The organism is Paraburkholderia sp. JPY419, assembly GCF_050435705.1.
Lineage (GTDB): Bacteria > Pseudomonadota > Gammaproteobacteria > Burkholderiales > Burkholderiaceae > Paraburkholderia > Paraburkholderia youngii.
The window spans coordinates 550,467-576,604 of sequence record NZ_JBNDKV010000003.1; the positions used below are offsets into that span (position 1 = coordinate 550,467).

A 26,138-nucleotide genomic window follows, 5' to 3' on the forward strand; every position below is an offset into this window, starting at 1 on the left:
CGGGTTATTCGAAGTCCCCGATGGTGGCACTTGCAACGATCAGTGTGTAGTGGACGTGTGTGCCGACGCCCGGAGCTGCATGCGCATCAACGAGGAGGAGCGCAATGTTTTTGACATTTTACTTTCCTTTGGTCGCGTCGTCGTCCGTGCAGGATCTGCCGGACGGTTTTCTCAGCAAGGTGCGCGACGGGGACATTCAACAGGCGGTCGCGCAGGTGAGCCGCTGGTCGGAGATAGCGCGAGGTGCCGAAGACTCGCCCGAGCTGCTGCGCCTGCATGCCGACATGCAGATAACTCTCGGCGCCTTCGAGGAGGCCGAAGAGCAATATCGCTACGCGCAGAAGGCAATCCGCTCGTCGCGCCAAGCGATCCGCGTGGCGTCGTGCCGCAACGCTGGCTGGCAGGCGCTGTTCCGTCACCGGCCTGCTACGGCGCTGACGTGCTTCGCACGACTCCTCGAGGAACCGGACGTTAGCGCGGCGCAACAGGCTGAGGCGCAGCTCGGCATCGTGGGCACGTTGCAGGAGTTCGGCCGCGCGCGAGATTCGAGCGATGCACTCGACAAACTCGCAGCCGCTATTAGGGAACCATTGCTTGGTCACTGGCGCGAGATTGTTGTCACTTTGCGTTTCGACCTCGCCGTGCAGCGCGAACTACGCGGCGCCGCATTGCTGAGCGACCACGCGTACTGGCAATCGGGCCTCGGCGCCCACCCGCTACGCGCTGGGGACGTAGCCGGTGGTCTCGGCCTGGAGGCGTCGGCGAGCAACCAGGCCGATCTTCATGAGGTCGAGGCATTGGACGTCTGTACGCCGCTGTTGAGGCAACGTGTCGACTATTTGCGTCGGTTGCGCGCGCTTGCGGGTGGGGAACGCGCAGCGCTCGACTCCATTTTCGCGCATCTTAAATGGGCCCAGCAGCGCGGTTTCGGCGGCTATCTGCGTACCACGCGGCTCGAAGCGGTACTGGCCGCGCTCACGTCCGACGCGCCGCAGTCAGCCGAGATGCTGCTCGAACCGTTGCGTCGAATCGACCATGCGACGTCGACTGGACGTCGGCAGCTTGAGTATTTGTACGCAGTTGCGAAGACGCATCAGTCGCTCGGGCGCAGCCGCGAAGCAATGCGGAACTTCGGCCGTTACGCGCTGAGCGTCGCGCAGTGCCTGCGCGACGATGCGCAAGCGTTGGTATCGTACGCGGGCAACGCGGCACGGCAGGCGCCACAACTGGACGATGTCGCCACGCGCCTGCCCGCGCGTTATCGGCGCGCGTATCGCTATTTGCAGGAAAACCTCGACAGACGCGATCTCTCGGTGCGTGAAGTGGCAGCGGAGGTCGGCGTGACTGAGCGTGCGTTGCAAAGCGCTTTCAGGCATTCGCTGGGCCTTTCGCCAACCGAGCTGATTCGCCGACTGCGGATGGAACGGATTCGCGGGGAACTGCTCGACGATTCTCTCAATGGCGAGCGGACTGTATTGACCACGGCCAACAAGTGGGGTGTTCAGAATCGGTCAACGCTCCTGAACAACTATCGCAAGCAGTTCCATGAGGCGCCTTCGGAGACGCTCCGGCGCTGACGAGGCTTCGCCGCAAACGGAGATGGTGTCGCTGGGCTCTGACGTGATGGACGACTCCGGCCCGTCGGGGTATCGCATATGTCAAAGGGAGAAGTCGTGTGACTTTCACGGCAATAAGCGTTCGTCATGAAGATAGCCACTGTCGGACTGGAGGCCTAGCCGGGATTCGTTAATATCTGAAGCTTCGGGTATTAACGATTACCCACACTCTGAAAATAGGCGAAGCAATGGCCGGAGGGCCTTCTACAGCCGGCAGCCCCAGCCATTGCGATGTACATAATCAGAGCGTTTCGAGGAACGCTATGACCTTGTCAGTTGCGTGGAATCGTGGTGTTCGCTGTCCGGCAGGTCGCAGGTGACCTAGCGCTTCTTCCTTGTGGGCAAGATTGGACTCCATGTAAATGTGCGTCGTGTCGATGCTTTCATGGCACCAACCATAGTGCGATCACGCTGATGTCGACGCCAGCCTGTAACAGATGGGTCGCCGTCGCGTGCTTTATAACGTGAGGCGAGATGTGTTTTTGGCGCAGACTCGGACGAGCGAGCACGGCGACGACGAAAGCACTGGCATTACCGGCGCGCACCTGTGGCGCGTGATGCGCCGGTTCTTCCGCAAGGCCGCCGACGTACTGCACGACGATCATCCGGACCTTGCGGAAAAGTTGCGTCGCGCCAGTCCCCACTGGATGCGACACTATATTCCCTTCCGGACTATGTCGGGTTACGCGATTGAGCGCCGCGATCGCCCACAGATACCGGGTCGTAAAGCAGATGAGCTCAAGCGATCGCCCGACATAATTTCGACGCTAAAGATTGTTCAGAAAGTCGAGAAGTTCGTCTGTCGGCTTGAAGCGTCCAGGCTTGCCGCGTCGCGGAGTTGCCTTCTCAAGGGCCTGCTCCTTCATCGCAAGGGTCGCTTCGACGGGTTCTGTTGCAGTAAGGCCCACGTTAAAATTGGGTAGCGAATTTTTGAGCTGTGCGATGAAGAAGACGAAGACACCGCGAACCACACTCGCGCCGGGCCTGGCCAAGGTCCTGAAGCGCCTTCACTACCCGCTTGAAGTGATTTTGCTGTCAACTGATTGCGGGTTTTCCGAAGGGGCCGAATTTGTCTGCGAGCCCCATCAGGGCTGGCTTGCGGGGTTGGCGAGGCCGGAGCGGTTAAAGTCAAGGCTTTGCGGATGCGAGAATGGCTGCAAACCATGGCCGACAGGCGATTCCCACGCAATTGACGGTTGAGCAGTTCGAGCAATTTATCTTGCCGCATCTGGGCCGGGGCCGGCGCGGTCCGCCACCGACGTTGCCGCTACAGAAGATGTTCAACTATGTCCTGAAGGCGCTGTACATGGGTTGCCAGTGGAAGATGCTGCCCATCGAAACGAATGCACTGGGGCTGCCTGAAATCCACCACACCCGCATCTACCGGATCATGCGGCGCTGGCAGGCCGACGGCAGCATCGACCGGGTCTTTGCGGGCTCGGTTGATCAACTGCATCAGGACCAGCGCCTGGACCTCTCGACCATCCACGGCGACGGCACGACGACGGCAGCGAAGAAAGGCGGCGACAACCTGGGCTACAGCGGGCACAAGCACCCCAAGGGCGACAAGGTGGTGGCCTTCTGCGATCGCAAATGCAACATCATCGCGCCGTTCGTGAGTGCGCCGGGCAACCGCAACGAATCGCCCCTGCTGCGTGACGCGCTGCCAAAACTTACCGCCATGGCGCGTGCCATTGGTGCGGACCTGCAGGGCTCAACCGTCAGTCTGGATGGCGTCTACGACTGCCGCGAAAACCGCCGTGCGATCTTCAACCTCGGCATGAGGCCCAACATCCCAGAGAATCTGCGCAACCGCAAACAGAACAAACGCGGCCGCAAGCGTCATTTCGATGCGGCCATCTTCGAGGAGCGCTTCAGCACCATCGAGCGCGTGTTCGCCTGGGAGGATACGTTCCGCCGCCTGCTGCTGCGCTTCGAGCGCATCAGCGACGTACACTACGCGCTCAAGACGCTGGCCTATACGATGATCAACCTGCGGCACTACTGCCGCAGCTGATCGCGCCCCTCTGGGCCGCCTGCCGTCACGTCGCCGGCGCATTGCGTCGCGGCCCCGCGCGTCGATGCCATGTCGATCACCTCGCAAATCCGACTACCGCTTCGCGCCGCCCGTCTTGCCAACTCCTGCATTTCATGAAACATATGTCCTACTGATCAAATGCAACTTCAGTCCGCTTGAAACCCGCAATCAGTTGCATCATTTTCGCTTCCCCTTTGGATAGTCCTGCCGTGCGCCGACGATCCGCACGATTTCGATAATGCCGGCCCGCTTCAATACCCGGTAGACCAGAATATAGTTCGGCCCCAGCACCATTTCGGGTTCTGTTGCAGTAAGGGTGTCGGGACGAGAAATGTCGATATGATAAGTATTGCTTATGACACAAGGGAGTAAAACTGCTGGGAAGCAGACGACGGGTCTTTGCCCGCACATTTCACCTGTCCTTTCCTGATCATGTGCATTACCTCGATGCCGCCGAGAATGACCCTCGCACGGTGGAAGTTCTTGAATCCCAGCATCGGCCGGGTCCGGCGTTTGATAGCCCGATGGTCCTGTTCGACAATGTTGTTCAGGTACTTGATCCGACGGACCTTGATCGGCGTCTCGCGATCGGCATTCACCGCATCCAGTGCGGCCAGATTGGAGCCGCTTTTGTCGATGGTCACGGTCTCTGGCGTACCATTATGGGCGATCGCCTTTTCAAAGAACCGCCGGGCAGCGACCTTGTCCCGCCTGGCCCTGAGCAGGAATTCGACCGTGTCGCCCGCCTTGTCCACTGCCCGGTAAAGATATTTCCACTCGCCTTTGATCTTGATATAGCTCTCGTCCATTCGCCAGCTTTTCCCAACCGGACGCCTGTGCTTGCGGAAGCGCCTTTCGAAGAGCGGCAGCAGCTTGATGACCCAGCGGTACACCGTCGAATGATCCACCGCGATACCACGCTCGTCCATCATTTCCGCAAGATTGCGCAAACTCAGCGAATAGGCCACGTACCATCGCACGCACAGCAAAATCACTTCAAGCGGGTAGTGAAGGCGCTTCAGGACCTTGGCCAGGCCCGGCGCAAGTGTGGTTCGCGGTGTCTTCGTCTTCTTCATCGCACAGCTCAAAAATTCGCTACCCAATTTTAACGTGGGCCTTACTGCAACAGAACCAACCCGTCTGCCTCGGTACAATCCCAACCCATGCGGCGAATTCCCGCCCTGAACTGAACGCTTTCGGATCGCCCATCATCGCGACTGCCGCCGTTGCCGTCAGCAGTCCGACGCCGGGAATTTCGCCGATCGCCTTTACCGATTTGTCTTCCTTCTTCCACTCGCGCATGCGGCGCTCAATCTGCGCTACCTGCTCGTCCAGCTTCGCCAGTCCGCTCCACTGCTCGCGGAACGTGTCAATGATCACAGCAGGCAGACGTTCAGCGAGCCGTTCGAGTACCACTGGTATCTCCTTGTCCAGTTTGCTTCGGCCCTTGCTCATTACCTCGCCGTATTCCGTCAGCAATCCTCGAAGGCTATTGATCTGCATCGTTCGGAACTTGAGCAGTTGCTGCCTCATCCGGTGCAGCCCAAGCATCGCTTGCTGCATCTCGGTTTTTACCGCTACCGGCTTGCCTGGCTGCTGTACTGCCAGCCAGATCGCCCGGGCGTCCGCCGCATCGTTCTTATTGCGGATGTTGAACGCCTTCACAAACTCCCCCGGCATCAGCTTCACCTCGTGGCCCATCTTCGTTAGTTGCCGGGCCCAGTGGTGCGCACCACCACACGCTTCCATCCCGATCAGGCACGGCGCACGGTTCGCGAAGTGTTCGAGGAACTTTGCCCGCTTGATCGGCTTGTTCACGATCTCGCCGGTGTCCTGATCGATGTAATGCAACTGGAACACGTTTTTCGCGATGTCCACACCAACTGCTGTACGATTCATCACTGGATCCTCCGGTCGCCTTGGAAAACTTCCTATTTTCCACGTGGGCACATCGATGCCGTTGGCCCCGTGAGGATCCACCTTGCTTTGCTCACTCGGTCACGGGGTGGGACGCGTTCATTTCATTCTTCCAGATTTCGCAGGCTCAGCCCATATGCCACATACCAGCGCACGCACATCAGCATGACATCGAGCGGATAGTGCAGTCGCTTCAGAACCTTCGCAATTCCTGGGGCAAGGGCCTTTCGTGGTGTCGGTGCCTTCTTCTTCATCATCGGCTCAGTACCGGTTCGTCAGACGCGCATTCTAGCGTCCCCACACTAATGCGACACAACCGGCAAGTCGCCATCGGCCGGCAGCACGCGGGGCGGCGCGCATGCCGCGAGCGCGGCGAGTGTCCCGTGCGCGATGCGCAGGGCCGGATGAAGCGGGAGACAGGGCTTGAGAACATCAGGGCCGTGGCGATTCGCATCAGGCGGTCAGCACGCGATTCGAATTCAGCGCTTCCGTCACGCGGGCGTGTGCGTCGGCGCTTCGATAGCCCGCCTGATCATCGTTGCCGGTCGGCGCGAGGAAGCGGTCGACGATTGCAATGGCAGTCGGGTGGCCGCTCGCGAGCACCGTGCGTGCGCAGCGCTGCCATTCGATATCCCCGAGCGTGTACAGGCACCAGCTCTGAAGGGCCCAGACAATCGGCCCGCCATCGCCGCGTTCGTCGATTTGACGCAGCACCTGCGACGCGGCAAGCCAGTTGGACGAGCCGATCTCGATCCGCGCTTCGCAGATGTCGCCGGTCGGGCCGTGCGGATGCAGGACGCGCAACGCCGGCAGCATGTCCTCGAGCTCGGCTCGCGAACCGCACCGTACGCCCCAGGAAAACATCGTTAGCAGGATATTCGACACGACTTGTGGGTTCGACATGATGTTTGCTCCGAAGGCGTAATGAGCGTCGCGAGCGGATCCGGCGGACGAAAGGGGCGTCGATGCGCCGATGGCGGCATCGGAATTCTCGTCGATGCAAGGGTTGCACCAGTCGGTGCGCGCGAAATGCTGGATGGGCCGACGAATCTTGCGCGGCAACGAACTGTTCGGGGCGCGACGCGGCGCGATGTCGCTGTGGCCGCGCACCGCGCAGGTCATGGCGCCGTCGCGTGCCGGTATCGCACCGCACCGAGACCAGCCGGTTCGGTTCGTATGACGCGGGTTCGCGTCGCGCCAGCGGTTGGTGCGGCCCCCCCCTAGTCTGTCGGTGAATTGGGCCGCACTCGCGCGACGCGTCCGATTCGAGATCCACTTTTTTCAGCGGGAGCAAACATATGAACGACATCACGTCTGGGTGCCTGAGTTCAATCTTCGGTAGTTCGTCGACTATGTCGCCGCAAGGTTTTTCGGGTGGCGGCATGGATGGCCTGGATTTCCTGAAGAAACTGAAGGACGACATCGAAAGCCTTCTGAGCGACCTAACGGGGGCGGGCGGTGGTGCCGACGGCAGCGGCGGCATTAGCAAGGCCATTCCTGGCAATGACTTCGGGCAGGGCCAAGGTCACGGGCTGCGCGATATCAAGCTGAATTCGGCGGTCGGCGGCGAGGCGCTGCACCTGAAGATGGACCAGTACGGCAACCTGTTCAACGGCAGTGGCAATTCGGTCGGGCATTACGACCAGCAGACTGGGCAGCTCTCGTTCAACGCCGGTGCGACCAAGGAAATCGAGCGGCTCGAAACGGGCGGCATCTGTTTCGAGTCGCCCAGCGCGGAGGCCTTTTTCCTGAATGGCAAGGCCATTCCGACGGAAGGTCCTGGCGGAAACGCAGTCTTCTCGGCACAGCAGTTCACCATGAGCGTCGGCGATCTCAATCAGAAAGCCGATTTCTGAACGAAGCAGGGCGGGCCGGGTCGCGGGACGGATCGTCGCGCGCCATCCGGTCCGAACGGCACGAGCGGCGTGATGCCCCGCTGCGCGGCCGCACCGGGAAACGCAAGGTCGAGCGCATGCCGGTGCCGAGGTGAAAGAGGGGCGGCGAGTACGCGTCGCGGCATTTCAAGGAGACGGAGTAAAAGTGCTCGTCAAGCTCGACATGGTAATCAATGCCGACGCGGGCAACCTTCCACTGCGCGTACTGGTAAGGCCTTTCTGGCAGCGGACGAAGTGCTGGACGATCAAGCTCCTCAAACGCACTGCGGCGACAGCCCGGCAATTTCTTGAACGGCCTGTTGTTCAGGTCGACGAGCAGCGCGGCGATGGCGCGGTTGGCTTCGTCGAGGCTGAACAGCCGCTGGTTGGGCAGCCGCGCCAGAATCCACCGCTGTGCCAGGAGTACCGACTGCTCGACCTTCGCCTTATCGTAAGTCAGCAACTGCCTATCATGACGACGATCGCACGATCGTAACAGTCGAGATCACCCATCCGTTTCATCCCCAGCGCGGTACCCGCATCCACGTGGCTACACGGCGACAGAACTGGGGCGAGGACCGCGTAATGTTCTACAACGCCGACGGTCGACTGGTGTCCATCCTGGCGTCATGGACTGACGCTGACGCTCCGGACGTATTCTCGCAAGCCGCAGGCGGCCGCTCCTGGTTTCGCACCGACGACCTGCGCCGATTGCGTTCGCTGATCGATGAGTTGCTGCTGGAGGGCTCGGATGATGTCAACTAAATTATGCCGTTTCTGTAAAGCAAACTACGCCGCCGCCCTTTCATTCGGCGGAACGAATCCAGCCGTAATTCTCGTTATTGTGGTGAGTCACCTTAATCATACGTGTATCAGATGCCTTCACATCCTATCACTGGCGGCATATTTTATATTACATAGAAGTGGACAAGGACAGCACCTTGAAGAAGCCCGATCCGAAGCTCGAACGCCTCAAGCGCCTCGGCGTGCTGAATCCGCATCCCGAGCGAGTGCGTGCGCCCTGGTTTCAGTCGGGCGATTTCTTCGACGCCAACGATCTGATCCAAGTCAAGTACGAGATGCTGCGCCACGCCCACGTCGATGGGGCCACGAAGGCCGAAGCAGCAGCGTTGTTTGGCATGTCTCGGCCGACCTTCTATCAAGCCGAGGCGGCGTTCTTCCGCGACGGATTGCCTGGCCTGGTGCCAAGGCAGCGCGGCCCGAAAGGCGCGCACAAGCTCAGCCACGAAGTAATGGCGTTCGTCGAGCAACGAATGGAAGGCAGCGGACCGATTTATGCTCGAGCCCTGGCCGAGCAGCTAGAGACCGAGCTCGGTCTCTCAGTTCATCCCCGCAGCATCGAACGCGCAATAGCGCGCAAAAAAAACCGTAGAACCTGGTGCCGCTTCGGCCGCGATAGCGCAGGCGCCAGTCGCCGCGTACGAGGCGATACGCGCGTCTGTAATGGACGGCATACAACGCCCGGTAGGTGTTTCGGCACTGCGTTATCACGGTCTGCTACACGGCCTGCCTCTGCTTGTTGAAACCCCGACGACCAGGAGCGTCGATTCTCCCGGACACGGACCCGACGCGCATACGCTGCAGCCGGACAGCGAGTTCGTGCGTCTGCTGGCCAATCTTGTGCTGCGCACTCATTCGGAGCTCGTCCATGTCTACTGACCTGTATCAGAAAGTCACGGCTGACCATCTGCGGCGCGACGCCTTTCTATACGTGCGGCAATCCTCGCTTCGTCAAGTGTTTGAGAACACCGAGAGCACCAAGCGCCAGTACGCGCTTCGCGACCGTGCTGTCGCGCTGGGCTGGCCAATCGAGCGCATTAACGTCATTGATACCGACCTCGGTCTGTCGGGCGCCAGCTCGCAGCAGCGCGACGGCTTCCAGCAACTGGTGTCGGAGGTTGCCATCGGTCACGCTGGCATCGTACTCGGGCTGGAGGTATCCCGACTTGCGCGCAACAACGCGGATTGGCATCGTCTGATCGAACTCGCGGCGCTGACCCACACGCTCATTCTTGACGAAGACGGCGTCTATGATCCAGCCTACTTCAACGATCGCCTGCTCCTGGGCCTCAAGGGCACCATGAGTGAAGCCGAGCTACATGTGCTGAACGCCAGACTACAGGGCGGAATGCGTAACAAAGCACGACGTGGAGAGCTCGAAGTGCCTCTGCCAATCGGCTTCGTCTACCATCCCAACGGATCAGTTGTGATGGACCCCGATCAGCAAATTCACGCCAGCGTGCAACTGCTGTTTGAGACCTATCGGCAGACGCGTTCGGCCAGCATGGTCGTTCGCCGGTTTCGTCGCGAAGGCTGGGTGTTTCCCCGCCGGATCCGCCGCGGTATTGGTAAAGGTGAGATACATTGGGGCGAGCTCAATACATCGCGCGTCTTGCAGATCCTGCACAACCCACGATACGCGGGCGCATTCGTCTACGGTCGAACGCGAACCGGCCGCAAGGCTGACTTGACGAGCACACAACTGAAGGTTGCCCAGAGCGATTGGCAGGTACTGATCCGCGATGCTCACGTGGGATATATCAATTGGGATGAGTTCGAACGCAACCAGCTCACGCTGCAGCAGGCCGTCACGGGGTTTGGTCAGCTTGCTCGAGGCTCGATGCCGCGAGAGGGTATCGGGCTGCTACAGGGGCGGATGGTCTGTGGACTATACGGCAAACGCATGCGCGTTCGGTATCAGGCGGTAGCTGGCAGGCTCGAACCATACTACATCTGCCGTGAAGCCGTCGTACATCGTGCTGGCAAGCCGTGTCAGTCAATACGTGGCCATGCCGTGGACGCGGCAATCAGCTCGCTGCTGCTCGAGACTGTAGCACCAGCGGCCATCGAGGTCGCTCTCGCCGTAGAGGATGAGATCGCCGGACGCATCGAACAGGCTAACAACATGCGTATCAAGCAGCTGGAGCGTGCGCGCTACGACGCTGAACTCGCGCGCCGACGTTACATGAACGTCGATCCCGCAAACCGGATGGTCGCTGACGCGCTGGAGGCCGACTGGAATGCCCGTCTTCGGCAGCTGGACATTCTGCAGCAGGAACACGATCGCCAACGCAAGTCCGATCAGGGATTGCTTACCGACGAAGCACGTGCGCGCATTCGGACCTTAGCTGCAGACTTCGCGGCGGTGTGGGGCGATAATCGTATCGAGCATGTCGAACGCAAACGCATCCTCGGCCTGCTCATTGAAGACGTCACGCTCGTAAAGGCCGAGCAGGTCTTGATTCACGTGCGGTTCCGTGGCGGTCGAACGACAACGCTGAAGATCGACAAACCCAACCCCTTGCCCTGATGCGGAAGACTCTGGCCGAGGTGGTCGCAAAAGTCGACGAATTGCTCGAAACCTGCTCGGACCGGCAAGTAGCGCAGCACCTCAATGAACTTGGCTACAAGAACTGGAAAGGAGAGTCGTTCACTCACAAGAAGGTCATCGTCATTCGCAATGCCTATCAGCTCAAGAGTCGCTTTACGCGCCTTCGCGAACGCGGCATGCTCACCGCCAACGAGCTCTCCGCTCGCCTCGGTGTCTGCCCGACCACGATCTACCAGTGGGGGAAGAGCGGCTTCTTGCGTTAACATCGCTACGGTAATCTCCACCGCTGCCTCTTCGAGCCCGTCGGCAACGTTGTACTCGTAAAGGTGCAAGGTGGTCGCTACAGTTCCACGGCCCCATCGTTTATCGCTGTTCGGCGAACCACACAAGGTGCAATATGAAACCTACGCTTTGTCGCGGGGCCGCCGTTTGCGGGCCGGGATGATCGCCATGGAGTAATGGGCGGCCATCTCGCCATAGGTCCGGTTGAGAACCGGATCGTAGAAGTCGGCCTTATGCACGCCAGACTTCAGGTTGTCAGGGACCAGGATCTCGACACAGCCGCCGATGAAGTTGAATGCGCGCACATGCGAGCCGATCCAGTCTTCGAGCTGCTGGGTCCAGGTGGCTTCGGCATACGTGTAGTTGGACGCACCGAGCGTCGCGACGAACAACTCCGCCTCGCGGATTTCGCCAGTGTGCGGATCAACGATCCCCAGTCTGTTGCCCGAGTAGTCGATGAACAGCTTCTCGCCGGGCGTATGTGTCTGGCGCAGCGTGACCGGCAGGGCTGCCGCCCATCGCTCGTAATGCTTGCAGAACCAGCTGTAGCCGTAGCCTTCGGGTTCCTGGGCCCTGTATTCGTTCCAGAGCAGGTCGAGCGTTACGCCTTTCCTGCCGAGCTCACGGTGCACCAACGGCCAGTTGGGCATCGGGCGTCTACGGCTTAACGACGGTGGCGGCGGAAACAGCAGCGCCTCAAGCGCCGCCTCGTCCAACGCGTTCGCCTTCTCGAAGTCCAGTTGCGCGCGCCGGGCACGATCCAGGTAGTCCCAGACCGTTGCGCTCGACAAGCCAATCGTCGTCGCGATCTCGCGCTGGCTGCGCTCGCACACAAAGCGCAGGCGCAGCACTTCCTTGATTTGACGCATGGGTAACCTTTTATTCGACATTCGCACGCCCGACAAAATCGTCGAGAGTGCCATGGTTATCCCGCGTCGCCGTCCCTCCAGCTTACTGCTCGGTTACGCGTGGAATTCGCGCTCGGGCAGTTGTGGAATCCCTGCTCGGTTTGCCGTGGAATCGGCGCTCGCTTTGCTGCGGAATCCGTGCTCGGCTTGCCGTGGAATCAGCGTTCGGTTTGGCGTGGAATACGCAGTCAAGTAAAATCCGCCGACGACAACGCATGACAAGCATGATGACAAAGACGAAGACGCCATGCAAGACGCTGCCCGCTGGCATTGGCAAGGTACTGAAGCGGCTGCACTACCCGCTGGACGTGATCCTGCTGTGCGTCCGGTGGTACGTGGCGTACTCACTGAGCCTACGAAACCTCGAAGAAATGATGGCCGAGCCGGGGTATCGAGGTGGACCATTCGAGCGTGCACCGGTGGGTTATCAAGCTGCTACCGGTGTTTGAAAAAGCATTCCGCAAACGCAAACGGCCTGTCGGCAAGAGCTGGCGCGTCGATGAGACCTATGTCAAGGTCAAAGGCCATTGGAAATACTTGTACCGTGCCGTGGACAAGGCGGGCAACACGGTGGATTTCCTGCTGCGCGCCCATCGGGACAAGGCCGCGGCGCGCCGCTACTTCGAGAAGGCGATTGAACAGAACGGCGAGCCCGAGACAATCACCGTGGACAGGAGCGGCGCCAATCTGGCTGCGCTTGAAGCGCTCAATGCCGAGCGTTTAACGCCGATCAAGGTCCGGCAAAACAAATACCTAAACAACGTCGTCGAGCAGGATCACCGTGCCATCAAACGCATCATCAAACCGATGATGGGGCTCAAGGATTTCCGCTGTGCGCGCATCATCCTGTCTGGCATTGAGATCGCACACATGATCCGCAAGGGGCAGATGTGTGACGATGGCGTCGCCTCGACTGCAGCCGAACAATTCTATTCTCTCGTGATGTAAGCAATCCTCTTCACCTTAGCCGCCTGATCGTCGCATCGTCATTAACGCGACACAACCACTTTTCCCACACCCGGACTCAGCTTCTCGGTCATCGATCACGTCACGCATTAAGGCCCGTCAGCATAGCAGACCGCCTTATTGCGACAGATCCCTTCACAAGCTGATCAATTTTCTGGGCACCGCGAATCTTCCTCCAAGTCTGCTCAGCCGCTTCGATCCATCTCGTTATACAGAAGTGTCGTACCCGTTGCGCATGATCTGGATGGTGATCACCGCATCCATGACACGCTGCATGCCAATCCACAGTGTCTTCGCGCCGGGTTCACCATCGCCCTTGCGACCGAGCGGTCCACCGAGTGACGCGATCATTCGTATCATCTGGTTAAGCGTCTGGGGTCGCTCGGGTTGTTGCAACTTCGCCATCAGAGCCAATGCCAACACCAGTTTTGTAGCATGGTGCTCACATAGTGCTCATCTCAATATCGGAGTCGTAACGTGCCTCTCAACATATCCAGTTCCTCGCGCTCCTCAGTCGTGCAAGAGTATGCGTCGCTTTCAGATATCCAGGATTCCCGTCTCGATGCTGTGATAGGTTCCCCTACCCCCAAGCGAATTCCCGTCTCAAATAATATTTTCGAAGCCATGGGGATCGCCAGCAGAGTGGTTAAAGAAACCGGCTACAAAACTTTTCCTGATGGGCCCGCCAACCAAGAAGCAGCGATCTGGATGAGCGGAGGTCGCAGTTGGACCCGAATGAAGCTCGCGCGTGACAGGATCAATGACGGGCACTGCGCGAATGAGGCCGAAGAAATCGGAGCACTTAAGCAAATGGGAGGGGGATGTTGCGGCGAGCACCGACGGCTGTCGGCGACCGAACTTCGTCAGATGCATCGCGCCATGCCAGCTTTCCAGGTTAAAGAATCGAATGAGGACCACCACTACGTTGTCCTTGGTGATTGGCGGGATCGGACAGTCAACTGATTGCGGGTTTCAAGCGGACTGAAGTTGCATTTGATCAGTATGACATATGTTTCATGAAATGCAGGAGTTGGCAAGACGGGCGGCGCGAAGCGGTAGTCGGATTTGCGAGGTGATCGACATGGCATCGACGCGCGGGGCCGCGACGCAATGCGCCGGCGACGTGACGGCAGGCGGCCCAGAGGGGCGCGATCAGCTGTGGCAGTAGTGCCGCAGGTTGATCATCGTATAGGCCAGCGTCTTGAGCGCGCAGTGTACGTCGCTGATGCGCTCGAAGCGCAGCAGCAGGCGGCGGAACGTATCCTCCCAGGCGAACACGCGCTCGATGGTGCTGAAGGGTTCTGTTGCAGTAAGGCCCACGTTAAAATTGGGTAGCGAATTTTTGAGCTGTGCGATGAAGAAGACGAAGACACCGCGAACCACACTTGCGCCGGGCCTGGCCAAGGTCCTGAAGCGCCTTCACTACCCGCTTGAAGTGATTTTTCTGTGCGTGCGATGGTACGTGGCCTATTCGCTGAGTTTGCGCAATCTTGCGGAAATGATGGACGAGCGTGGTATCGCGGTGGATCATTCGACGGTGTACCGCTGGGTCATCAAGCTGCTGCCGCTCTTCGAAAGGCGCTTCCGCAAGCACAGGCGTCCGGTTGGGAAAAGCTGGCGAATGGACGAGAGCTATATCAAAGGCGAGTGGAAATATCTTTACCGGGCAGTGGACAAGGCGGGCGACACGGTCGAATTCCTGCTCAGGGCCAGGCGGGACAAGGTCGCTGCCCGGCGGTTCTTTGAAAAGGCGATCGCCCATAATGGTACGCCAGAGACCGTGACCATCGACAAAAGCGGCTCCAATCTGGCCGCACTGGATGCGGTGAATGCCGATCGCGAGACGCCGATCAAGGTCCGTCAGATCAAGTACCTGAACAACATTGTCGAACAGGACCATCGGGCTATCAAACGCCGGACCCGGCCGATGCTGGGATTGAAGAACTTCCACCGTGCGAGGGTCATTCTCGGCGGCATCGAGAGGTAATGCACATGATCAGGAAAGGACAGGTGAAATGTGCGGGCAAAGACCCGTCGTCTGCTTCCCAGCAGTTTTACTCCCTTGTGTCATAAGCAATACTTATCATATCGACATTTCTCGTCCCGACACCCTTACTGCAACAGAACCGACGGGTTCGGGCGGCAAGGTGAATCTGCACGCGATCAGCAAGAAGGGGGACACGTATCTGCGCACGTTGCTGATCCACGGTGCGCGTAGCGTCCTCGAGCACACAAAGGAGCCGGGTGAGTGGATCGGGCAGATGAAGAAGCGGCGGCCAAAGAATGTCGTGGTCGTCGCACTGGCCAACAAGATGGCGCGAACGATCTGGGCCGTACTGGCCCATGACCGGCCATACCGGAAGGACTATATCAGCGTGAAGCCGGCCTGAATGGCTCACGCGATGTAGAAGATCAACGTTTGACACAGGGTGAATGTCGAAAGGTTGCGCAGTCGTCGAGTGTGATGACAAGCCAGGTAGGACCGGGGCCCGCCAAGCCTGAATCATCTCTAGTGTCGTGAGTTAGAAGTTCGTTGAATCAATTTCCCGGTCTTTCTGGAATGACGAAATGCTGATTAAAGAGCCGCTCGGACTCGCGCAGTCCTTCTTCGGTAAAGATCACAGACTTCGTCCTGTTGACCGGGTTCTTCGATGAAACCCCGTTCGTAGAGTCGGTTCAGCACATCCCAGTCGAAACCCTTCCATGCGCGGTATCGGTCATGCAGGGTCAGGTAGAGAAGTGCCAGGGCGACTTCATCAATTGCGTCGGTGTTGATGTTCATGATGCTTCGCCCGCGGCCGTCCGGACCCGCATACAAAACCGTTCGAGACTGGCCAGAATTTCATCAGCCGACTTGCTCCAGCGCGAGAGACGCCGGGCCAGCTGTTCGCAACGCTGCGTGACGCTCACCTCCAGTGAAGCGAACCGTTCGCCCAGCTGACTGGCGCTGGGCACCGGGATGTCCAGCCCGCGAGTCTCCCAGTAGTCCTCCATATAGCCAGTGATCTGCCGCATCCCCCAGCCGAACAGCCGGTAAAAGGTAAAGATCAGCTCGATGTACGCCGTGGTGTAGGTCGGCTCACGCCCCGACACGCCCGGCGTACGGCTCTTTGCGTTGATAAGCTGCGCCTTCAGATCCCCGCCCGGCACATACGGGCTGATCATGCCGCGCTTTCTCAGGCTCTGGTTATACGCCCGCGCGTTCGTCACCCGGTACCCCGGCTTCTTGCGCTTGCGCGCTTCACCCGTCTTTAGTCTGGCTTTATATGGCATTATTCAATGCTGGCTTCATGATGTTGCGCTTTACACAACCCGCAGCATCTTTGCAATACCCCATCCGGACAAAGCCCTTCACCTTCACATACCGAAACATATCGTCGCATCTTCAGCATGCCGTGCCCGACATCGATTTGCGCCTCAGTTTTGTTCGTCTGCTCCGTGCAAATCACCGTCGAAACTAGCAACCAGTTGACTGGCAATACTCTCCACTTTTCACGCTGCTACCCCGGGCTTTCGGCCACGAGACGCTTATCGCGGCTTCAACTCGCCGGACTTCGGTTTTGCATCGACGACTTCTTCTCGTCGGCCCGTTGGCAAGCCAGGCATTGCATACTGATCGCATCGTTGATGGATCACCTAACCGTATGCACCCTAACCCTCCGTTGTACGACGATCGGCGAGTGCACGTCTCTGCCGTGTCGGCAGAGACGCTTCCCCGCCTGCTGAACGCGCGTCTGGCCGAGCATTACCGGCCGATGCACGAGCGTTTCCATGTCGACCTGTGCGTGTCCGACATGGACCGCGGCAACTGGCGGTTTACACTCGGGCGCGAGATCGAGTGCACAGAGGTAATACCGTCAGTGCTTGCGCCTGCCGCGCGGATCATCATGTCATCATCCGTGGCGGCCAGGATGCTGGCAGATCCAACTGGTTTTGACCCGCGCAACCGTGAAATTGCGGCACTAGGCGGCGTGCGGATTGAAGGCGAGGCACGCGTGGCAGCTTACTGGCTGCAATTGCTGAAGCGGCCATTGGCAGCCGATCGCGCGGCGCTGGAACGCGCGCAGTCGGGGGGCGTCGGCCCGATTGACGAAGTGGAAAACGTCCATGCGCGTACGGCTCCGCACTGGCTCCGGCGTATCCTGCAGTGCGGCACGTCAAGCTTGCCGCTGCGGGTACAAGCTGCCTTCCAATGGCCGGAAGTTGGCTGGAGCCTTGCACAGTGGCACGAACACGAAGGCCATATCGCCTTGCGCCTGGATCCCGCGAGCGGACGCGTGCAAACGGTCAGCGACTTCCTTTCCACGCTCGCATCCGCCGGCCCAGAGAGCGGTGCTGACTTGACATACTCGGGCGGTGGCTTGCTGCCCGCAGCGTGGAACGGCCGCTTCGACCCCGCGCCGTTGCCTCCTGAAATGTTCGGCCCCGCGCAGTTATGGTTCGGCCGGAGTGCCGGTAACGGTCTCGTGACGCACTTGCACTGCGACACCGGACATTCATTTCTTGCGCAAGTGCTTGGGCGCAAGCACTTGCGGCTGTATGCGCCGCAGGAAGCGTCCAACCTCTATGCACTGGATGCCTTCAACACCTATCGACCATGCCTGGTCGATGCCGGTGCACCGGATCTGACGCACTTTCCAAAATTCGCAGATGCAAGGTTCGTCGAGGTCACGATCGAGCCCGGTGACCTGCTGTTGATTCCCCTTGGCTGGTTCCATTGCGTATGGGCAAGCGACGCCACGCTTTCCATTAGCCGCTTCGCCTCTGATTCATCGCTTCATGCATTTGCGCACTTGCTGTCAGCCGCAGCCACTTGACTCAGTCGATCACGGTGTGCTTTTCCTGATCTGACTTCGCCTACTTCCGCCATGCCACTTCATCCGAATTTCAACGAGCTTCTGCAGCGGCTGCGCGCGCGCAAAGCCTCCATGGCGATGCTGCCTCTGCAGGACGCGCGCGCTTACTTTGAATTCTTCGCGCCGCTGTGCGATACCAAGCCCTGCGCTATCGCACATATGGAAGATCTGGAACTGCCGGTCCGGGGAGGCGCAACGCTGGCTGCCCGGCTGTATTGTCCGGTGCGGCCTTGCTGGACGGAACCGCAGCCCCTGCTGCTGTATTTTCATTCGGGCGGCTTCGTGTTCGGCAGCCGTCAGACCGCCGACGCGCAATGCCGGGCGCAGGCCGTCGAGGCGCAATGCGCGGTGCTGTCGGTAGCGTACCGGCTTGCGCCCGAATTCCGGTTTCCATGCGCCATTGACGACGCCTTCGACTCGCTGCTCTGGCTCACTCGCAATGCGCATCTGCTTGGACTTGACCCGAATCGCATTGCCGTGGGCGGGGAGAGCGCGGGCGCGACGCTCGCTGCGGTTACCGCCATCAACGCCCGTAATCCGGGGGCCGCTCGCGATGCAACTGCTGGTCTACCCGGGGCTTTCGCGCCGCCTAGACTTGGAATCCCATACCGCCTACGCGACGGGATACTACCTGACGCTCGAAACCATTGAGCAGATGCAGTCACTGTATCTGCTCGATGAACGCGATCGCGACGACTGGCGTTTCGCTCCCCTGGACGCCACGCGGCAACCCGATGGCGGCTATGCCGGCCTGGTGCCCGCGTTCATCGTATGCGCACAATACGATCCGCTGATCGACGAACAATTTCTCTATGCATGCAAGCTGCGCGACGCCGGGAATCTCGTTTCTATCTGCTGCTACACAGGAATGATCCACGGTTTCTTTTCGATGGCAGGCATGGTTCCCCATGCCGGCGTGGCGCGCGCCGAGGCCGGACAGTTGCTGACAACCGCCTTCGACACCATGCTTGAACTGGCGGGGATCGGATCATGACCAATACGATGCACGCCCGGCAGCAGACATTCCAGGAGCCGGTGACCGCACCGCTGGGGCGTGGCGATCGACCGCTGCCGGACGAAACGTCCGAAGAAGCCCCGGCGCTGGACATTCTTGGCCTCAGCGAGGCCGATCCCTACCCGCAATACGCATGGCTGCGCGACACCTCTGCTGTATCACAGGGCCCGAACGGTGTATGGCTGGTCACGCGGCACGCCGATTGCATGGACGTGTTGCGTGATACCAATGGCCACTTTCTGACGCATGCGCCATGTGGCGATAATTTTGTTATCGGGCGCGACGCGGTGCATCGGCAGTGTGGTGACGATCACGCACGGATGCGCGCAGCGCTGGCGCCTTTGTTCTCTCGTGCGGCCTTCGAGGCCCTGCGTCCCGCTATCGAGCGCAATGCAAAAGCACTCGTGCATGCTTTCACCAGCGCCGAAGGATGCGATATTGCAAAGGTCGCGTTATTGCTCTCGGTGCGTACGATCTCCGAGATCATTGGCATCCCCGCGGACCAGGTACACATGTGGCTGAACGCTTGCGTGCCGGTTGCAAAGCTGATGAGCAATGTCGAAATCGATGCGACTGAGCACGACCGGCTGCGCAAGGAGGCTAACGATTACGCGGAGCTCGTGCGGCGGTTTATCGACAATATCGATCAGAAGGGGGCCACTGTTCATCCAGTGAGCCCTCTGCTGGCACTCGAACGGGAAGGCGCATTGAGCCGCAATGAACTGATCGACAATCTCGCGTTCTTGTTCGTCGCCGGTTTCGTCACCACTGCACGATCTATCTGCAATACTGTGGCGGGCGTTGCACTGACGCGGCAGCTGTGGGACGAATGTGTCCGCGACCGGACCGCTATCGAGTGGACCGTCAAGGAACTGCTAAGGCATGACCCGGCCGCGCACGGCGCCGTGCGTTACGCCTCGCGCGACTTGGACTTCCACGGAAAGCGTATTCGCCGTGGCGAACAAATTGTTCTGCTGCTGGGTTCCGCGAACCGCGATCCGCTCGTATTCGACAGCCCTGATCGTCTGGACATCCGACGCAAGGGAGCAGCCAGTCTTGGCTTCGGCGCCGGCATGCACGCTTGCGTGGGACGAGCGATCGCAACACTCGAAGTGCAAGCCGTGCTTGCCGCCGTCATCGACAGTTTGCCGCGCGCCGTCGTCGACGAAAAACGAAGCCGCCGCCAGCAAAACGGGATCGTTCATGGCTATGTGGCATTATGGCTGCACGAGTCGTCGCACGGATGATGTGTAAGCGGTCGATTCTCCTCACGACCGGCCGTATTCATGCCAATCAGCCTTCGCCGCCGGATAACTGCGCAGCTGGGCTTTGTCCGGATGGGGTATTGCAAAGATGCTGCGGGTTGTGTAAAAGCGCAACATCATGAAGCCAGCATTGAATAATGCCATATAAAGCCAGACTAAAGACGGGTGAAGCGCGCAAGCGCAAGAAGCCGGGGTACCGGGTGACGAACGCGCGGGCGTATAACCAGAGCCTGAGAAAGCGCGGCATGATCAGCCCGTATGTGCCGGGCGGCGATCTGAAGGCGCAGCTTATCAACGCAAAGAGCCGTACGCCGGGCGTGTCGGGGCGTGAGCCGACCTACACCACGGCGTACATCGAGCTGATCTTTACCTTCTACCGGCTGTTCGGCTGGGGGATGCGGCAGATCACCTGCTATATGGAGGACTACTGGGAGACTCGCGGGCTGGACATCCCGGTGCCCAGCGCCAGTCAGCTGGGCGAACGGTTCGCTTCACTGGAGGTGAGCGTCACGCAGCGTTGCGAACAGCTGGCCCGACGTCTCGCGCGCGGCGACACGATCAGTCTCATCGTCGACAGCACGGGATTGAGCTTTGGGCGGGCGAGCCAGTGGTACGAGGAAAAGTACGCCCAGAAGGCCGCGCGCACGCCGTGGCGCAAGATGCATCTGTCGATCGACGCTGACATGAACGTACACGCGATCCGCATCACCACTACAGAAGTGTCGGACAGCGAAGGAATGGACGCCGTGCTGCCCGCTGATGTGCCGATGGATCGGGTGATTGCCGATGGCGCGTACTACAGCATCGAGCGTACCGAAGCGCTTTCAGGCGCGGGCGTGACGCCCGTCATCCCACCGCCAGCTCACACTGTCGTACACGGCGAGCAGCGAACCCGCCGGCATGACCAGATCGTCAGATACATCGAGGACAAAGGCATCTATGCATTTCACAAGAAATACGGCTACGGTGAATACAGCTACGGTGTGCGCTCGCTGGTCGAGGCACAGATCTCGCGCATCAAGCGCTGCATCGGCGAGCGCCTGCTGACGCAGGAGCTTGCGTCGCAGGAAGGCGAAGGCGTAATCATCGCCAACCTGCTGAACCGGTGGAATGCCTTCGGCAAACCGGTTTGCGTCAAAAATGCATAGTCGCGTCCATGGCACGGGAACTCGTACCCATCCGGACAAAGCCGATCGCGTGTACGTTCATGTCAGCGTCGATCGACCGATGCATCTTGCGCCACGGCGTGCGCGCGGCCTTCTGGGCGTACTTTTCCTCGTACCACTGGCTCGCCCGCCCAAAGCTCAATCCCGTGCTGTCGACGATGAGACTGATCGTCCCGCCGCGCGCGAGACGCCGGGCCAGCTGTTCGCAACGCTGCGTGACGCTCACCTCCAGTGAAGCGAACCGTTCGCCCAGCTGACTGGCGCTGGGCACCGGGATGTCCAGCCCGCGAGTCTCCCAGTAGTCCTCCATATAGCCAGTGATCTGCCGCATCCCCCAGCCGAACAGCCGGTAGAAGGTACAACTGATTGCGGGTTTTCCGAAGGGGCCGAATTTGTCTGCGAGCCCCATCAGGGCTGGCTTGCGGGGTTGGCGAGGCCGGAGCGGTTAAAGTCAAGGCTTTGCGGATGCGAGAATGGCTGCAAACCATGGCCGACAGGCGATTCCCACGCAATTGACGGTTGAGCAGTTCGAGCAATTTATCTTGCCGCATCTGGGCCGGGGCCGGCGCGGTCCGCCACCGACGTTGCCGCTACAGAAGATGTTCAACTATGTCCTGAAGGCGCTGTACATGGGTTGCCAGTGGAAGATGCTGCCCATCGAAACGAATGCACTGGGGCTGCCTGAAATCCACCACACCCGCATCTACCGGATCATGCGGCGCTGGCAGGCCGACGGCAGCATCGACCGGGTCTTTGCGGGCTCGGTTGATCAACTGCATCAGGACCAGCGCCTGGACCTCTCGACCATCCACGACGACGGCACGACGACGGCAGCGAAGAAAGGCGGCGACAACCTGGGCTACAGCGGGCACAAGCACCTCAAGGGCGACAAGGTGGTGGCCTTCTGCGATCGCAAATGCAACATCATCGCGCCGTTCGTGAGTGCGCCGGGCAACCGCAACGAATCGCCCCTGCTGCGTGACGCGCTGCCAAAACTTACCGCCATGGCGCGTGCCATTGGTGCGGACCTGCAGGGCTCAACCGTCAGTCTGGATGGCGTCTACGACTGCCGCGAAAACCGCCGTGCGATCTTCAACCTCGGCATGAGGCCCAACATCCCAGAGAATCTGCGCAACCGCAAACAGAACAAACGCGGCCGCAAGCGTCATTTCGATGCGGCCATCTTCGAGGAGCGCTTCAGCACCATCGAGCGCGTGTTCGCCTGGGAGGATACGTTCCGCCGCCTGCTGCTGCGCTTCGAGCGCATCAGCGACGTACACTACGCGCTCAAGACGCTGGCCTATACGATGATCAACCTGCGGCACTACTGCCGCAGCTGATCGCGCCCCTCTGGGCCGCCTGCCGTCACGTCGCCGGCGCATTGCGTCGCGGCCCCGCGCGTCGATGCCATGTCGATCACCTCGCAAATCCGACTACCGCTTCGCGCCGCCCGTCTTGCCAACTCCTGCATTTCATGAAACATATGTCCTACTGATCAAATGCAACTTCAGTCCGCTTGAAACCCGCAATCAGTTAACCTAAACAACGTCGTCGAGCAGGATCACCGTGCCATCAAACGCATCATCAAACCCATGATGGGGTTTAAGGATTTCCGCTGTGCGCGCATCATCCTGTCTGGCATCGAGATCGCACACATGATCCGCAAGGGGCAGATGTGTGACGATGGCGTCGCCTCGACTGCAGCCGAACAATTCTATTCTCTCGTGATGTAAGCAATCCTCTTCACCTTAGGCGCCCGATCGTCGCATCGTCCTTAACGCGACACAACCACTCGGCACGCAGCCACAACGCCAAGGCATCCCAGTCGGCGGCTGCCATACGGCGGATACCCAGCCACGACAGGATCGGGACGCTGACGCTTTGCCGTTCGTCCTTGCCAGTCGAAGCTCTCGAGCGCCTTGATGGGAATTGCCAGTTGTTCGGCTAGGTGACGCACAGCCTCGGCTGGCACCTCCCAGCGCGAGTCCGGGCAGCAACGCCTGCTCCTCTGCGGTCAACGTCCAGTGCGCGTCGAGTTCGGCCTCATCCCATTGTCGCTTCACCAGCCAACCTTCTATACAATCAAAGATTCATACGATAGATGCATCGGCCAGCGGCATTGGCGACCTAAATGACACTTTTGCGGCGATATGCCCACACTCGCCCGAGAGACCGGAGTCTATATAAGGCGGGTACTGCTCCACCTGTCATGCGCCGGATCAGGACGTACTGAAAACAATGTGTTTTTGAAGCCACTACCTTGTTCAGGGATGATTGAATATAGAAGGCTGTTGTCACTGCTTGCGTTTTCGTCCTGCGCTGGAGAATATTTCGGTGTCGCACTGGAAACAGAGGCTCCGGTGCGCAGATAGATTTCCTGCTGCCGGGTTGCAGGGATTTTCTGCATTGATTCATAAAGCGCTTCCACTGGAACGGCCTCAAAGAGAGTTTCCCAATGAGCAATATCGACCGTATCGCCTTTTTGGTCGTAGCCGACGATTAAAGCCGCATGCTCATTACCCCCATCAAACTCCATACTCGGGAATCCGGTTTTACGGTTAACGGCAAAGCACGTTACCAGAGGCTTTTTGCTTGCGATGCTATCGATAACGGTCTTTCGAAAATCATTCATGTCAGTTGGTCGTAGGGCTCTTGCTTCATACCCCATCTGCTGGGCAACGCGCAGAAACATGTCGGCCTGTAAGATCTCGCCCTGTCTTGACCCGTTTGATTTTGCAATTTGTCTCACGCTTATCGGTCGCTCGCTGCCAACATTTGTATCGCTTCTGCTGACCATACCCTTTCGGAGGGGGATGCTGCGGACCCCATGTTCCTTAGCGAAGTACGCGTCCAGCGCAGCAAGTGCCGTCGGCTTGCACGTATGGCCATTCTGGGCTGGAATCATATCGCCGGAGATCAAAGCAGGCATCTTCGATGGGCGTCGAGTGCTCACAGCGCGCTGGGGCAATGACATAAGGCGTATGTCGCCGGCAGGTCGATGCCCAGAGGACGTGCGCTGATTCGACGCAGCTTGATCTTCTGTGGCACTGTCATTGGACACCCCGTCATTGCCCGCACGAATAATACCAAAACATCCAGAAAAACATCTAAGCATCACCCGCTCCTTTGTAAGAAGAAAATGATCAATAATTTCATGCCAACGCTCTGCTTCGCGCGAGATTGGCGAAGTCGCATGGCGTTTTGCGAAGGGCGTTGTCAAGTTGGGTACTGTAGGTCAATGTCTCGGCACATGCATAGTAATCCTTATCCGTCTCAACCGGGTCTGAGACGGTCCAGCCATGCCATGTTGCGAGACGTTCTTTCAGGAGGCTTTGTCCGGATGGGGTATTGCAAAGATGCTGCGGGTTGTGTAAAAGCGCAACATCATGAAGCCAGCATTGAATAATGCCATCAACTGATTGCGGGTTTCAAGCGGACTGAAGTTGCATTTGATCAGTAGGACATATGTTTCATGAAATGCAGGAGTTGGCAAGACGGGCGGCGCGAAGCGGTAGTCGGATTTGCGAGGTGATCGACATGGCATCGACGCGCGGGGCCGCGACGCAATGCGCCGGCGACGTGACGGCAGGCGGCCCAGAGGGGCGCGATCAGCTGCGGCAGTAGTGCCGCAGGTTGATCATCGTATAGGCCAGCGTCTTGAGCGCGTAGTGTACGTCGCTGATGCGCTCGAAGCGCAGCAGCAGGCGGCGGAACGTATCCTCCCGGCGAACACGCGCTCGATGGTGCTGAAGCGCTCCTCGAAGATGGCCGCATCGAAATGACGCTTGCGGCCGCGTTTGTTCTGTTTGCGGTTGCGCAGATTCTCTGGGATGTTGGGCCTCATGCCGAGGTTGAAGATCGCACGGCGGTTTTCGCGGCAGTCGTAGACGCCATCCAGACTGACGGTTGAGCCCTGCAGGTCCGCACCAATGGCACGCGCCATGGCGGTAAGTTTTGGCAGCGCGTCACGCAGCAGGGGCGATTCGTTGCGGTTGCCCGGCGCACTCACGAACGGCGCGATGATGTTGCATTTGCGATCGCAGAAGGCCACCACCTTGTCGCCCTTGGGGTGCTTGTGCCCGCTGTAGCCCAGGTTGTCGCCGCCTTTCTTCGCTGCCGTCGTCGTGCCGTCGCCGTGGATGGTCGAGAGGTCCAGGCGCTGGTCCTGATGCAGTTGATCAACCGAGCCCGCAAAGACCCGGTCGATGCTGCCGTCGGCCTGCCAGCGCCGCATGATCCGGTAGATGCGGGTGTGGTGGATTTCAGGCAGCCCCAGTGCATTCGTTTCGATGGGCAGCATCTTCCACTGGCAACCCATGTACAGCGCCTTCAGGACATAGTTGAACATCTTCTGTAGCGGCAACGTCGGTGGCGGACCGCGCCGGCCCCGGCCCAGATGCGGCAAGATAAATTGCTCGAACTGCTCAACCGTCAATTGCGTGGGAATCGCCTGTCGGCCATGGTTTGCAGCCATTCTCGCATCCGCAAAGCCTTGACTTTAACCGCTCCGGCCTCGCCAACCCCGCAAGCCAGCCCTGATGGGGCTCGCAGACAAATTCGGCCCCTTCGGAAAACCCGCAATCAGTTGGCCCATTACGGGCGGGACCTGTGCCATCAATCGCGTGCGCGAGAGATAGACGTTGGTCAACGCGAGCGCGACGAAGGCGCGATTGGCGTTCTTCGCCAGACCGCAATAGCGCACCTTCGTGAAGCCCCACAGGCACTTGACGAAAGCAAAAACGTGCTCAACCCGAGCACGGATCTTCGACTTGTTGCGATTCTTGCCGCGCGCGCTACCTGTTGCATGAAGACGAGCTTCTCGACCTCTCGGTCATTCATGGCGACGGCACGACGACGGCCGGCAAAGAAAGGTGGCGACAACC

23 protein-coding genes and 10 pseudogenes are annotated in these 26,138 nt (G+C 59.5%); 18 read left to right on the forward strand and 15 right to left on the reverse strand.

Features of this window, described 5'->3' with window-relative positions:
* The first annotated feature begins 104 nt into the window (after positions 1-104).
* Positions 105-1,577, forward strand: a complete 1,473-nt coding sequence (locus QFZ91_RS26045) for a helix-turn-helix domain-containing protein (RefSeq protein WP_429568905.1) — start codon at positions 105-107, stop codon at positions 1,575-1,577.
* 422 nt (positions 1,578-1,999) lie between these two features.
* Here the strand turns inward: QFZ91_RS26045 and QFZ91_RS26050 are convergent, their stop codons facing one another.
* A complete protein-coding gene (locus QFZ91_RS26050; protein ID WP_429569166.1) occupies positions 2,000-2,221 on the reverse strand; it encodes a hypothetical protein in 222 nt (73 codons plus the stop codon).
* Between the two features lie 337 nt (positions 2,222-2,558).
* Between QFZ91_RS26050 and QFZ91_RS26055 the strand changes: the two are divergent.
* A pseudogene (locus QFZ91_RS26055) lies at positions 2,559-2,651 on the forward strand (IS6 family transposase); the annotation flags it as partial.
* A 115-nt stretch (positions 2,652-2,766) separates the two neighbouring features.
* Positions 2,767-3,633, forward strand: coding sequence for a transposase (locus tag QFZ91_RS26060; protein ID WP_429568901.1), 867 nt, complete (start codon positions 2,767-2,769; stop codon positions 3,631-3,633).
* A gap of 374 nt (positions 3,634-4,007) precedes the next feature.
* Here the strand turns inward: QFZ91_RS26060 and QFZ91_RS26065 are convergent, their stop codons facing one another.
* The 4 genes and pseudogenes from QFZ91_RS26065 to QFZ91_RS26080 all read right to left on the reverse strand — a co-directional run bounded on the left by QFZ91_RS26065 (position 4,008) and on the right by QFZ91_RS26080 (position 6,474).
* Positions 4,008-4,730 (reverse strand): IS6 family transposase, encoded by a 723-nt coding sequence (locus tag QFZ91_RS26065; RefSeq protein ID WP_429568906.1) that lies wholly within the window; start codon positions 4,728-4,730, stop codon positions 4,008-4,010.
* A 58-nt stretch (positions 4,731-4,788) separates the two neighbouring features.
* Positions 4,789-5,553: pseudogene (locus QFZ91_RS26070) on the reverse strand (IS110 family transposase); the annotation flags it as partial.
* 125 nt (positions 5,554-5,678) lie between these two features.
* A pseudogene (locus QFZ91_RS26075) lies at positions 5,679-5,825 on the reverse strand (IS6 family transposase); the annotation flags it as partial.
* A 199-nt stretch (positions 5,826-6,024) separates the two neighbouring features.
* Positions 6,025-6,474: an HrpB1 family type III secretion system apparatus protein gene (locus QFZ91_RS26080; protein WP_429568907.1), complete on the reverse strand. Its 450-nt coding sequence runs from the start codon at positions 6,472-6,474 to the stop codon at positions 6,025-6,027.
* Between the two features lie 395 nt (positions 6,475-6,869).
* Here QFZ91_RS26080 and QFZ91_RS26085 point away from each other — a divergent pair, with 395 nt between their 5' ends.
* The gene (locus tag QFZ91_RS26085) at positions 6,870-7,427 is read left to right on the forward strand and encodes a hypothetical protein (protein ID WP_429568908.1); all 558 of its coding nucleotides are present in this window, start codon (positions 6,870-6,872) and stop codon (positions 7,425-7,427) included.
* 172 nt (positions 7,428-7,599) lie between these two features.
* On the opposite strand, the pseudogene QFZ91_RS26090 reads toward QFZ91_RS26085, so the two are convergent.
* Positions 7,600-7,896: pseudogene (locus tag QFZ91_RS26090) on the reverse strand (Mu transposase domain-containing protein); the annotation flags it as partial.
* Between QFZ91_RS26090 and QFZ91_RS26095 the strand changes: the two are divergent.
* The 4 genes from QFZ91_RS26095 to QFZ91_RS26110 all read left to right on the forward strand — a co-directional run bounded on the left by QFZ91_RS26095 (position 7,860) and on the right by QFZ91_RS26110 (position 11,060).
* Entirely contained in the window at positions 7,860-8,210 is a 351-nt protein-coding gene (locus QFZ91_RS26095; protein ID WP_429568909.1) for a DUF5372 family protein, read from the forward strand. The pseudogene QFZ91_RS26090 and the gene QFZ91_RS26095 sit on opposite strands and share 37 nt — an antisense overlap.
* A 176-nt stretch (positions 8,211-8,386) precedes the next feature.
* Positions 8,387-8,989 carry a helix-turn-helix domain-containing protein gene (locus tag QFZ91_RS26100; RefSeq protein WP_429568910.1) on the forward strand — a complete coding sequence of 201 codons (603 nt, stop codon included), beginning with the start codon at positions 8,387-8,389 and terminating at the stop codon, positions 8,987-8,989.
* Between the two features lie 125 nt (positions 8,990-9,114).
* The gene (locus QFZ91_RS26105) at positions 9,115-10,776 is read left to right on the forward strand and encodes a recombinase family protein (protein WP_429568911.1); all 1,662 of its coding nucleotides are present in this window, start codon (positions 9,115-9,117) and stop codon (positions 10,774-10,776) included.
* Positions 10,776-11,060 carry a hypothetical protein gene (locus QFZ91_RS26110; protein WP_429568912.1) on the forward strand — a complete coding sequence of 95 codons (285 nt, stop codon included), beginning with the start codon at positions 10,776-10,778 and terminating at the stop codon, positions 11,058-11,060. Before QFZ91_RS26105 ends, QFZ91_RS26110 begins: the two co-directional genes overlap by 1 nt.
* A 144-nt stretch (positions 11,061-11,204) precedes the next feature.
* On the opposite strand, the pseudogene istA reads toward QFZ91_RS26110, so the two are convergent.
* A pseudogene (istA, locus tag QFZ91_RS26115) lies at positions 11,205-11,969 on the reverse strand (IS21 family transposase); the annotation flags it as partial.
* A 242-nt stretch (positions 11,970-12,211) separates the two neighbouring features.
* On the opposite strand from istA, the gene QFZ91_RS26120 reads away from it, so the two are divergent.
* A protein-coding gene (locus QFZ91_RS26120) for an IS6 family transposase (RefSeq protein ID WP_429569142.1) occupies positions 12,212-12,935 on the forward strand; the annotation gives its coding sequence in 2 pieces (ribosomal slippage) (positions 12,212-12,370 and positions 12,372-12,935; 723 coding nt in all).
* Between the two features lie 225 nt (positions 12,936-13,160).
* Here QFZ91_RS26120 and QFZ91_RS26125 read toward each other — a convergent pair.
* Positions 13,161-13,358 (reverse strand): IS4 family transposase, encoded by a 198-nt coding sequence (locus QFZ91_RS26125; RefSeq protein WP_429568913.1) that lies wholly within the window; start codon positions 13,356-13,358, stop codon positions 13,161-13,163.
* A gap of 72 nt (positions 13,359-13,430) precedes the next feature.
* On the opposite strand from QFZ91_RS26125, the gene QFZ91_RS26130 reads away from it, so the two are divergent.
* Positions 13,431-13,916, forward strand: coding sequence for a hypothetical protein (locus tag QFZ91_RS26130; protein WP_429568914.1), 486 nt, complete (start codon positions 13,431-13,433; stop codon positions 13,914-13,916).
* 189 nt (positions 13,917-14,105) lie between these two features.
* On the opposite strand, the gene QFZ91_RS26135 is transcribed toward QFZ91_RS26130, so the two are convergent.
* A complete protein-coding gene (locus QFZ91_RS26135) occupies positions 14,106-14,273 on the reverse strand; it encodes a hypothetical protein (protein WP_429568915.1) in 168 nt (55 codons plus the stop codon).
* 34 nt (positions 14,274-14,307) lie between these two features.
* Between QFZ91_RS26135 and QFZ91_RS26140 the strand changes: the two genes are divergently transcribed.
* Together QFZ91_RS26140 and QFZ91_RS26145 are read left to right on the forward strand one after the other, a co-directional pair.
* Positions 14,308-15,026 (forward strand): IS6 family transposase gene (locus QFZ91_RS26140; RefSeq protein WP_429568916.1). Its coding sequence is split into 2 segments (ribosomal slippage): positions 14,308-14,931 and positions 14,934-15,026, totalling 717 coding nucleotides; the frame shifts between segments, so codons are not numbered across the junction.
* Positions 15,027-15,082: 56 nt separating this feature from the next.
* Positions 15,083-15,343 (forward strand): annotated as a pseudogene (locus QFZ91_RS26145) (transposase); the annotation flags it as partial.
* Between the two features lie 148 nt (positions 15,344-15,491).
* Here QFZ91_RS26145 and QFZ91_RS26150 read toward each other — a convergent pair.
* A pseudogene (locus tag QFZ91_RS26150) lies at positions 15,492-15,735 on the reverse strand (DUF6429 family protein).
* Positions 15,732-16,226: a transposase gene (locus tag QFZ91_RS26155; protein WP_429568917.1), complete on the reverse strand. Its 495-nt coding sequence runs from the start codon at positions 16,224-16,226 to the stop codon at positions 15,732-15,734. Before QFZ91_RS26155 ends, QFZ91_RS26150 begins: the two are co-directional and overlap by 4 nt.
* Before the next feature lie 407 nt (positions 16,227-16,633).
* Between QFZ91_RS26155 and QFZ91_RS26160 the strand changes: the two genes are divergently transcribed.
* From QFZ91_RS26160 to QFZ91_RS26175, 4 genes and pseudogenes are all read left to right on the forward strand, one after another.
* Positions 16,634-17,770 carry a cupin-like domain-containing protein gene (locus QFZ91_RS26160; RefSeq protein WP_429568918.1) on the forward strand — a complete coding sequence of 379 codons (1,137 nt, stop codon included), beginning with the start codon at positions 16,634-16,636 and terminating at the stop codon, positions 17,768-17,770.
* A 198-nt stretch (positions 17,771-17,968) separates the two neighbouring features.
* Positions 17,969-18,803, forward strand: a pseudogene (locus QFZ91_RS26165) (alpha/beta hydrolase).
* Positions 18,800-20,071: a cytochrome P450 gene (locus QFZ91_RS26170; RefSeq protein WP_429568919.1), complete on the forward strand. Its 1,272-nt coding sequence runs from the start codon at positions 18,800-18,802 to the stop codon at positions 20,069-20,071. The pseudogene QFZ91_RS26165 and the gene QFZ91_RS26170 overlap by 4 nt, the downstream one beginning before the upstream one ends.
* Before the next feature lie 155 nt (positions 20,072-20,226).
* A complete protein-coding gene (locus QFZ91_RS26175; RefSeq protein WP_429568920.1) occupies positions 20,227-21,237 on the forward strand; it encodes an IS5 family transposase in 1,011 nt (336 codons plus the stop codon).
* Here QFZ91_RS26175 and QFZ91_RS26180 read toward each other — a convergent pair.
* Positions 21,224-21,664, reverse strand: a complete 441-nt coding sequence (locus QFZ91_RS26180) for a hypothetical protein (protein ID WP_429568921.1) — start codon at positions 21,662-21,664, stop codon at positions 21,224-21,226. The genes QFZ91_RS26175 and QFZ91_RS26180 overlap by 14 nt on opposite strands.
* A gap of 64 nt (positions 21,665-21,728) precedes the next feature.
* On the opposite strand from QFZ91_RS26180, the gene QFZ91_RS26185 reads away from it, so the two are divergent.
* A complete protein-coding gene (locus tag QFZ91_RS26185; protein WP_429568922.1) occupies positions 21,729-22,595 on the forward strand; it encodes a transposase in 867 nt (288 codons plus the stop codon).
* Between the two features lie 198 nt (positions 22,596-22,793).
* Positions 22,794-22,988 (forward strand): annotated as a pseudogene (locus QFZ91_RS26190) (DDE-type integrase/transposase/recombinase); the annotation flags it as partial.
* A gap of 446 nt (positions 22,989-23,434) precedes the next feature.
* On the opposite strand, the gene QFZ91_RS26195 reads toward QFZ91_RS26190, so the two are convergent.
* From QFZ91_RS26195 to QFZ91_RS26205, 3 genes and pseudogenes are all read right to left on the reverse strand, one after another.
* On the reverse strand, positions 23,435-24,475 hold the full coding sequence (locus QFZ91_RS26195; protein ID WP_429568923.1) for a C39 family peptidase: 1,041 nt from the start codon (positions 24,473-24,475) through the stop codon (positions 23,435-23,437).
* 417 nt (positions 24,476-24,892) lie between these two features.
* Complete coding sequence (locus QFZ91_RS26200; RefSeq protein ID WP_429568924.1) at positions 24,893-25,729, reverse strand: transposase; 837 nt, start codon at positions 25,727-25,729, stop codon at positions 24,893-24,895.
* A 123-nt stretch (positions 25,730-25,852) separates the two neighbouring features.
* A pseudogene (locus QFZ91_RS26205) lies at positions 25,853-26,044 on the reverse strand (transposase); the annotation flags it as partial.
* Positions 26,045-26,138 lie beyond the last annotated feature (94 nt).

What these genes read in the sequence shown, in the direction of transcription:
- QFZ91_RS26155 (WP_429568917.1), bottom strand. Translation starts at nt 16,226, where the DNA reads ATGCCATATAAAGCCAGACTAAAGACGGGTGAAGCGCGCAAGCGCAAG.
- QFZ91_RS26080 (WP_429568907.1), bottom strand. Translation starts at nt 6,474, where the DNA reads ATGTCGAACCCACAAGTCGTGTCGAATATCCTGCTAACGATGTTTTCC.
- QFZ91_RS26125 (WP_429568913.1), bottom strand. Translation starts at nt 13,358, where the DNA reads ATGGCGAAGTTGCAACAACCCGAGCGACCCCAGACGCTTAACCAGATG.
- QFZ91_RS26175 (WP_429568920.1), top strand. Translation starts at nt 20,227, where the DNA reads ATGCCATATAAAGCCAGACTAAAGACGGGTGAAGCGCGCAAGCGCAAG.
- QFZ91_RS26200 (WP_429568924.1), bottom strand. Translation starts at nt 25,729, where the DNA reads ATGGCTGCAAACCATGGCCGACAGGCGATTCCCACGCAATTGACGGTT.
- QFZ91_RS26180 (WP_429568921.1), bottom strand. Translation starts at nt 21,664, where the DNA reads ATGGGGCTCGCAGACAAATTCGGCCCCTTCGGAAAACCCGCAATCAGT.
- QFZ91_RS26185 (WP_429568922.1), top strand. Translation starts at nt 21,729, where the DNA reads ATGGCTGCAAACCATGGCCGACAGGCGATTCCCACGCAATTGACGGTT.
- QFZ91_RS26110 (WP_429568912.1), top strand. Translation starts at nt 10,776, where the DNA reads ATGCGGAAGACTCTGGCCGAGGTGGTCGCAAAAGTCGACGAATTGCTC.
- QFZ91_RS26085 (WP_429568908.1), top strand. Translation starts at nt 6,870, where the DNA reads ATGAACGACATCACGTCTGGGTGCCTGAGTTCAATCTTCGGTAGTTCG.
- QFZ91_RS26050 (WP_429569166.1), bottom strand. Translation starts at nt 2,221, where the DNA reads ATGATCGTCGTGCAGTACGTCGGCGGCCTTGCGGAAGAACCGGCGCAT.
- QFZ91_RS26060 (WP_429568901.1), top strand. Translation starts at nt 2,767, where the DNA reads ATGGCTGCAAACCATGGCCGACAGGCGATTCCCACGCAATTGACGGTT.
- QFZ91_RS26105 (WP_429568911.1), top strand. Translation starts at nt 9,115, where the DNA reads ATGTCTACTGACCTGTATCAGAAAGTCACGGCTGACCATCTGCGGCGC.
- QFZ91_RS26065 (WP_429568906.1), bottom strand. Translation starts at nt 4,730, where the DNA reads ATGAAGAAGACGAAGACACCGCGAACCACACTTGCGCCGGGCCTGGCC.
- QFZ91_RS26170 (WP_429568919.1), top strand. Translation starts at nt 18,800, where the DNA reads ATGACCAATACGATGCACGCCCGGCAGCAGACATTCCAGGAGCCGGTG.
- QFZ91_RS26045 (WP_429568905.1), top strand. Translation starts at nt 105, where the DNA reads ATGTTTTTGACATTTTACTTTCCTTTGGTCGCGTCGTCGTCCGTGCAG.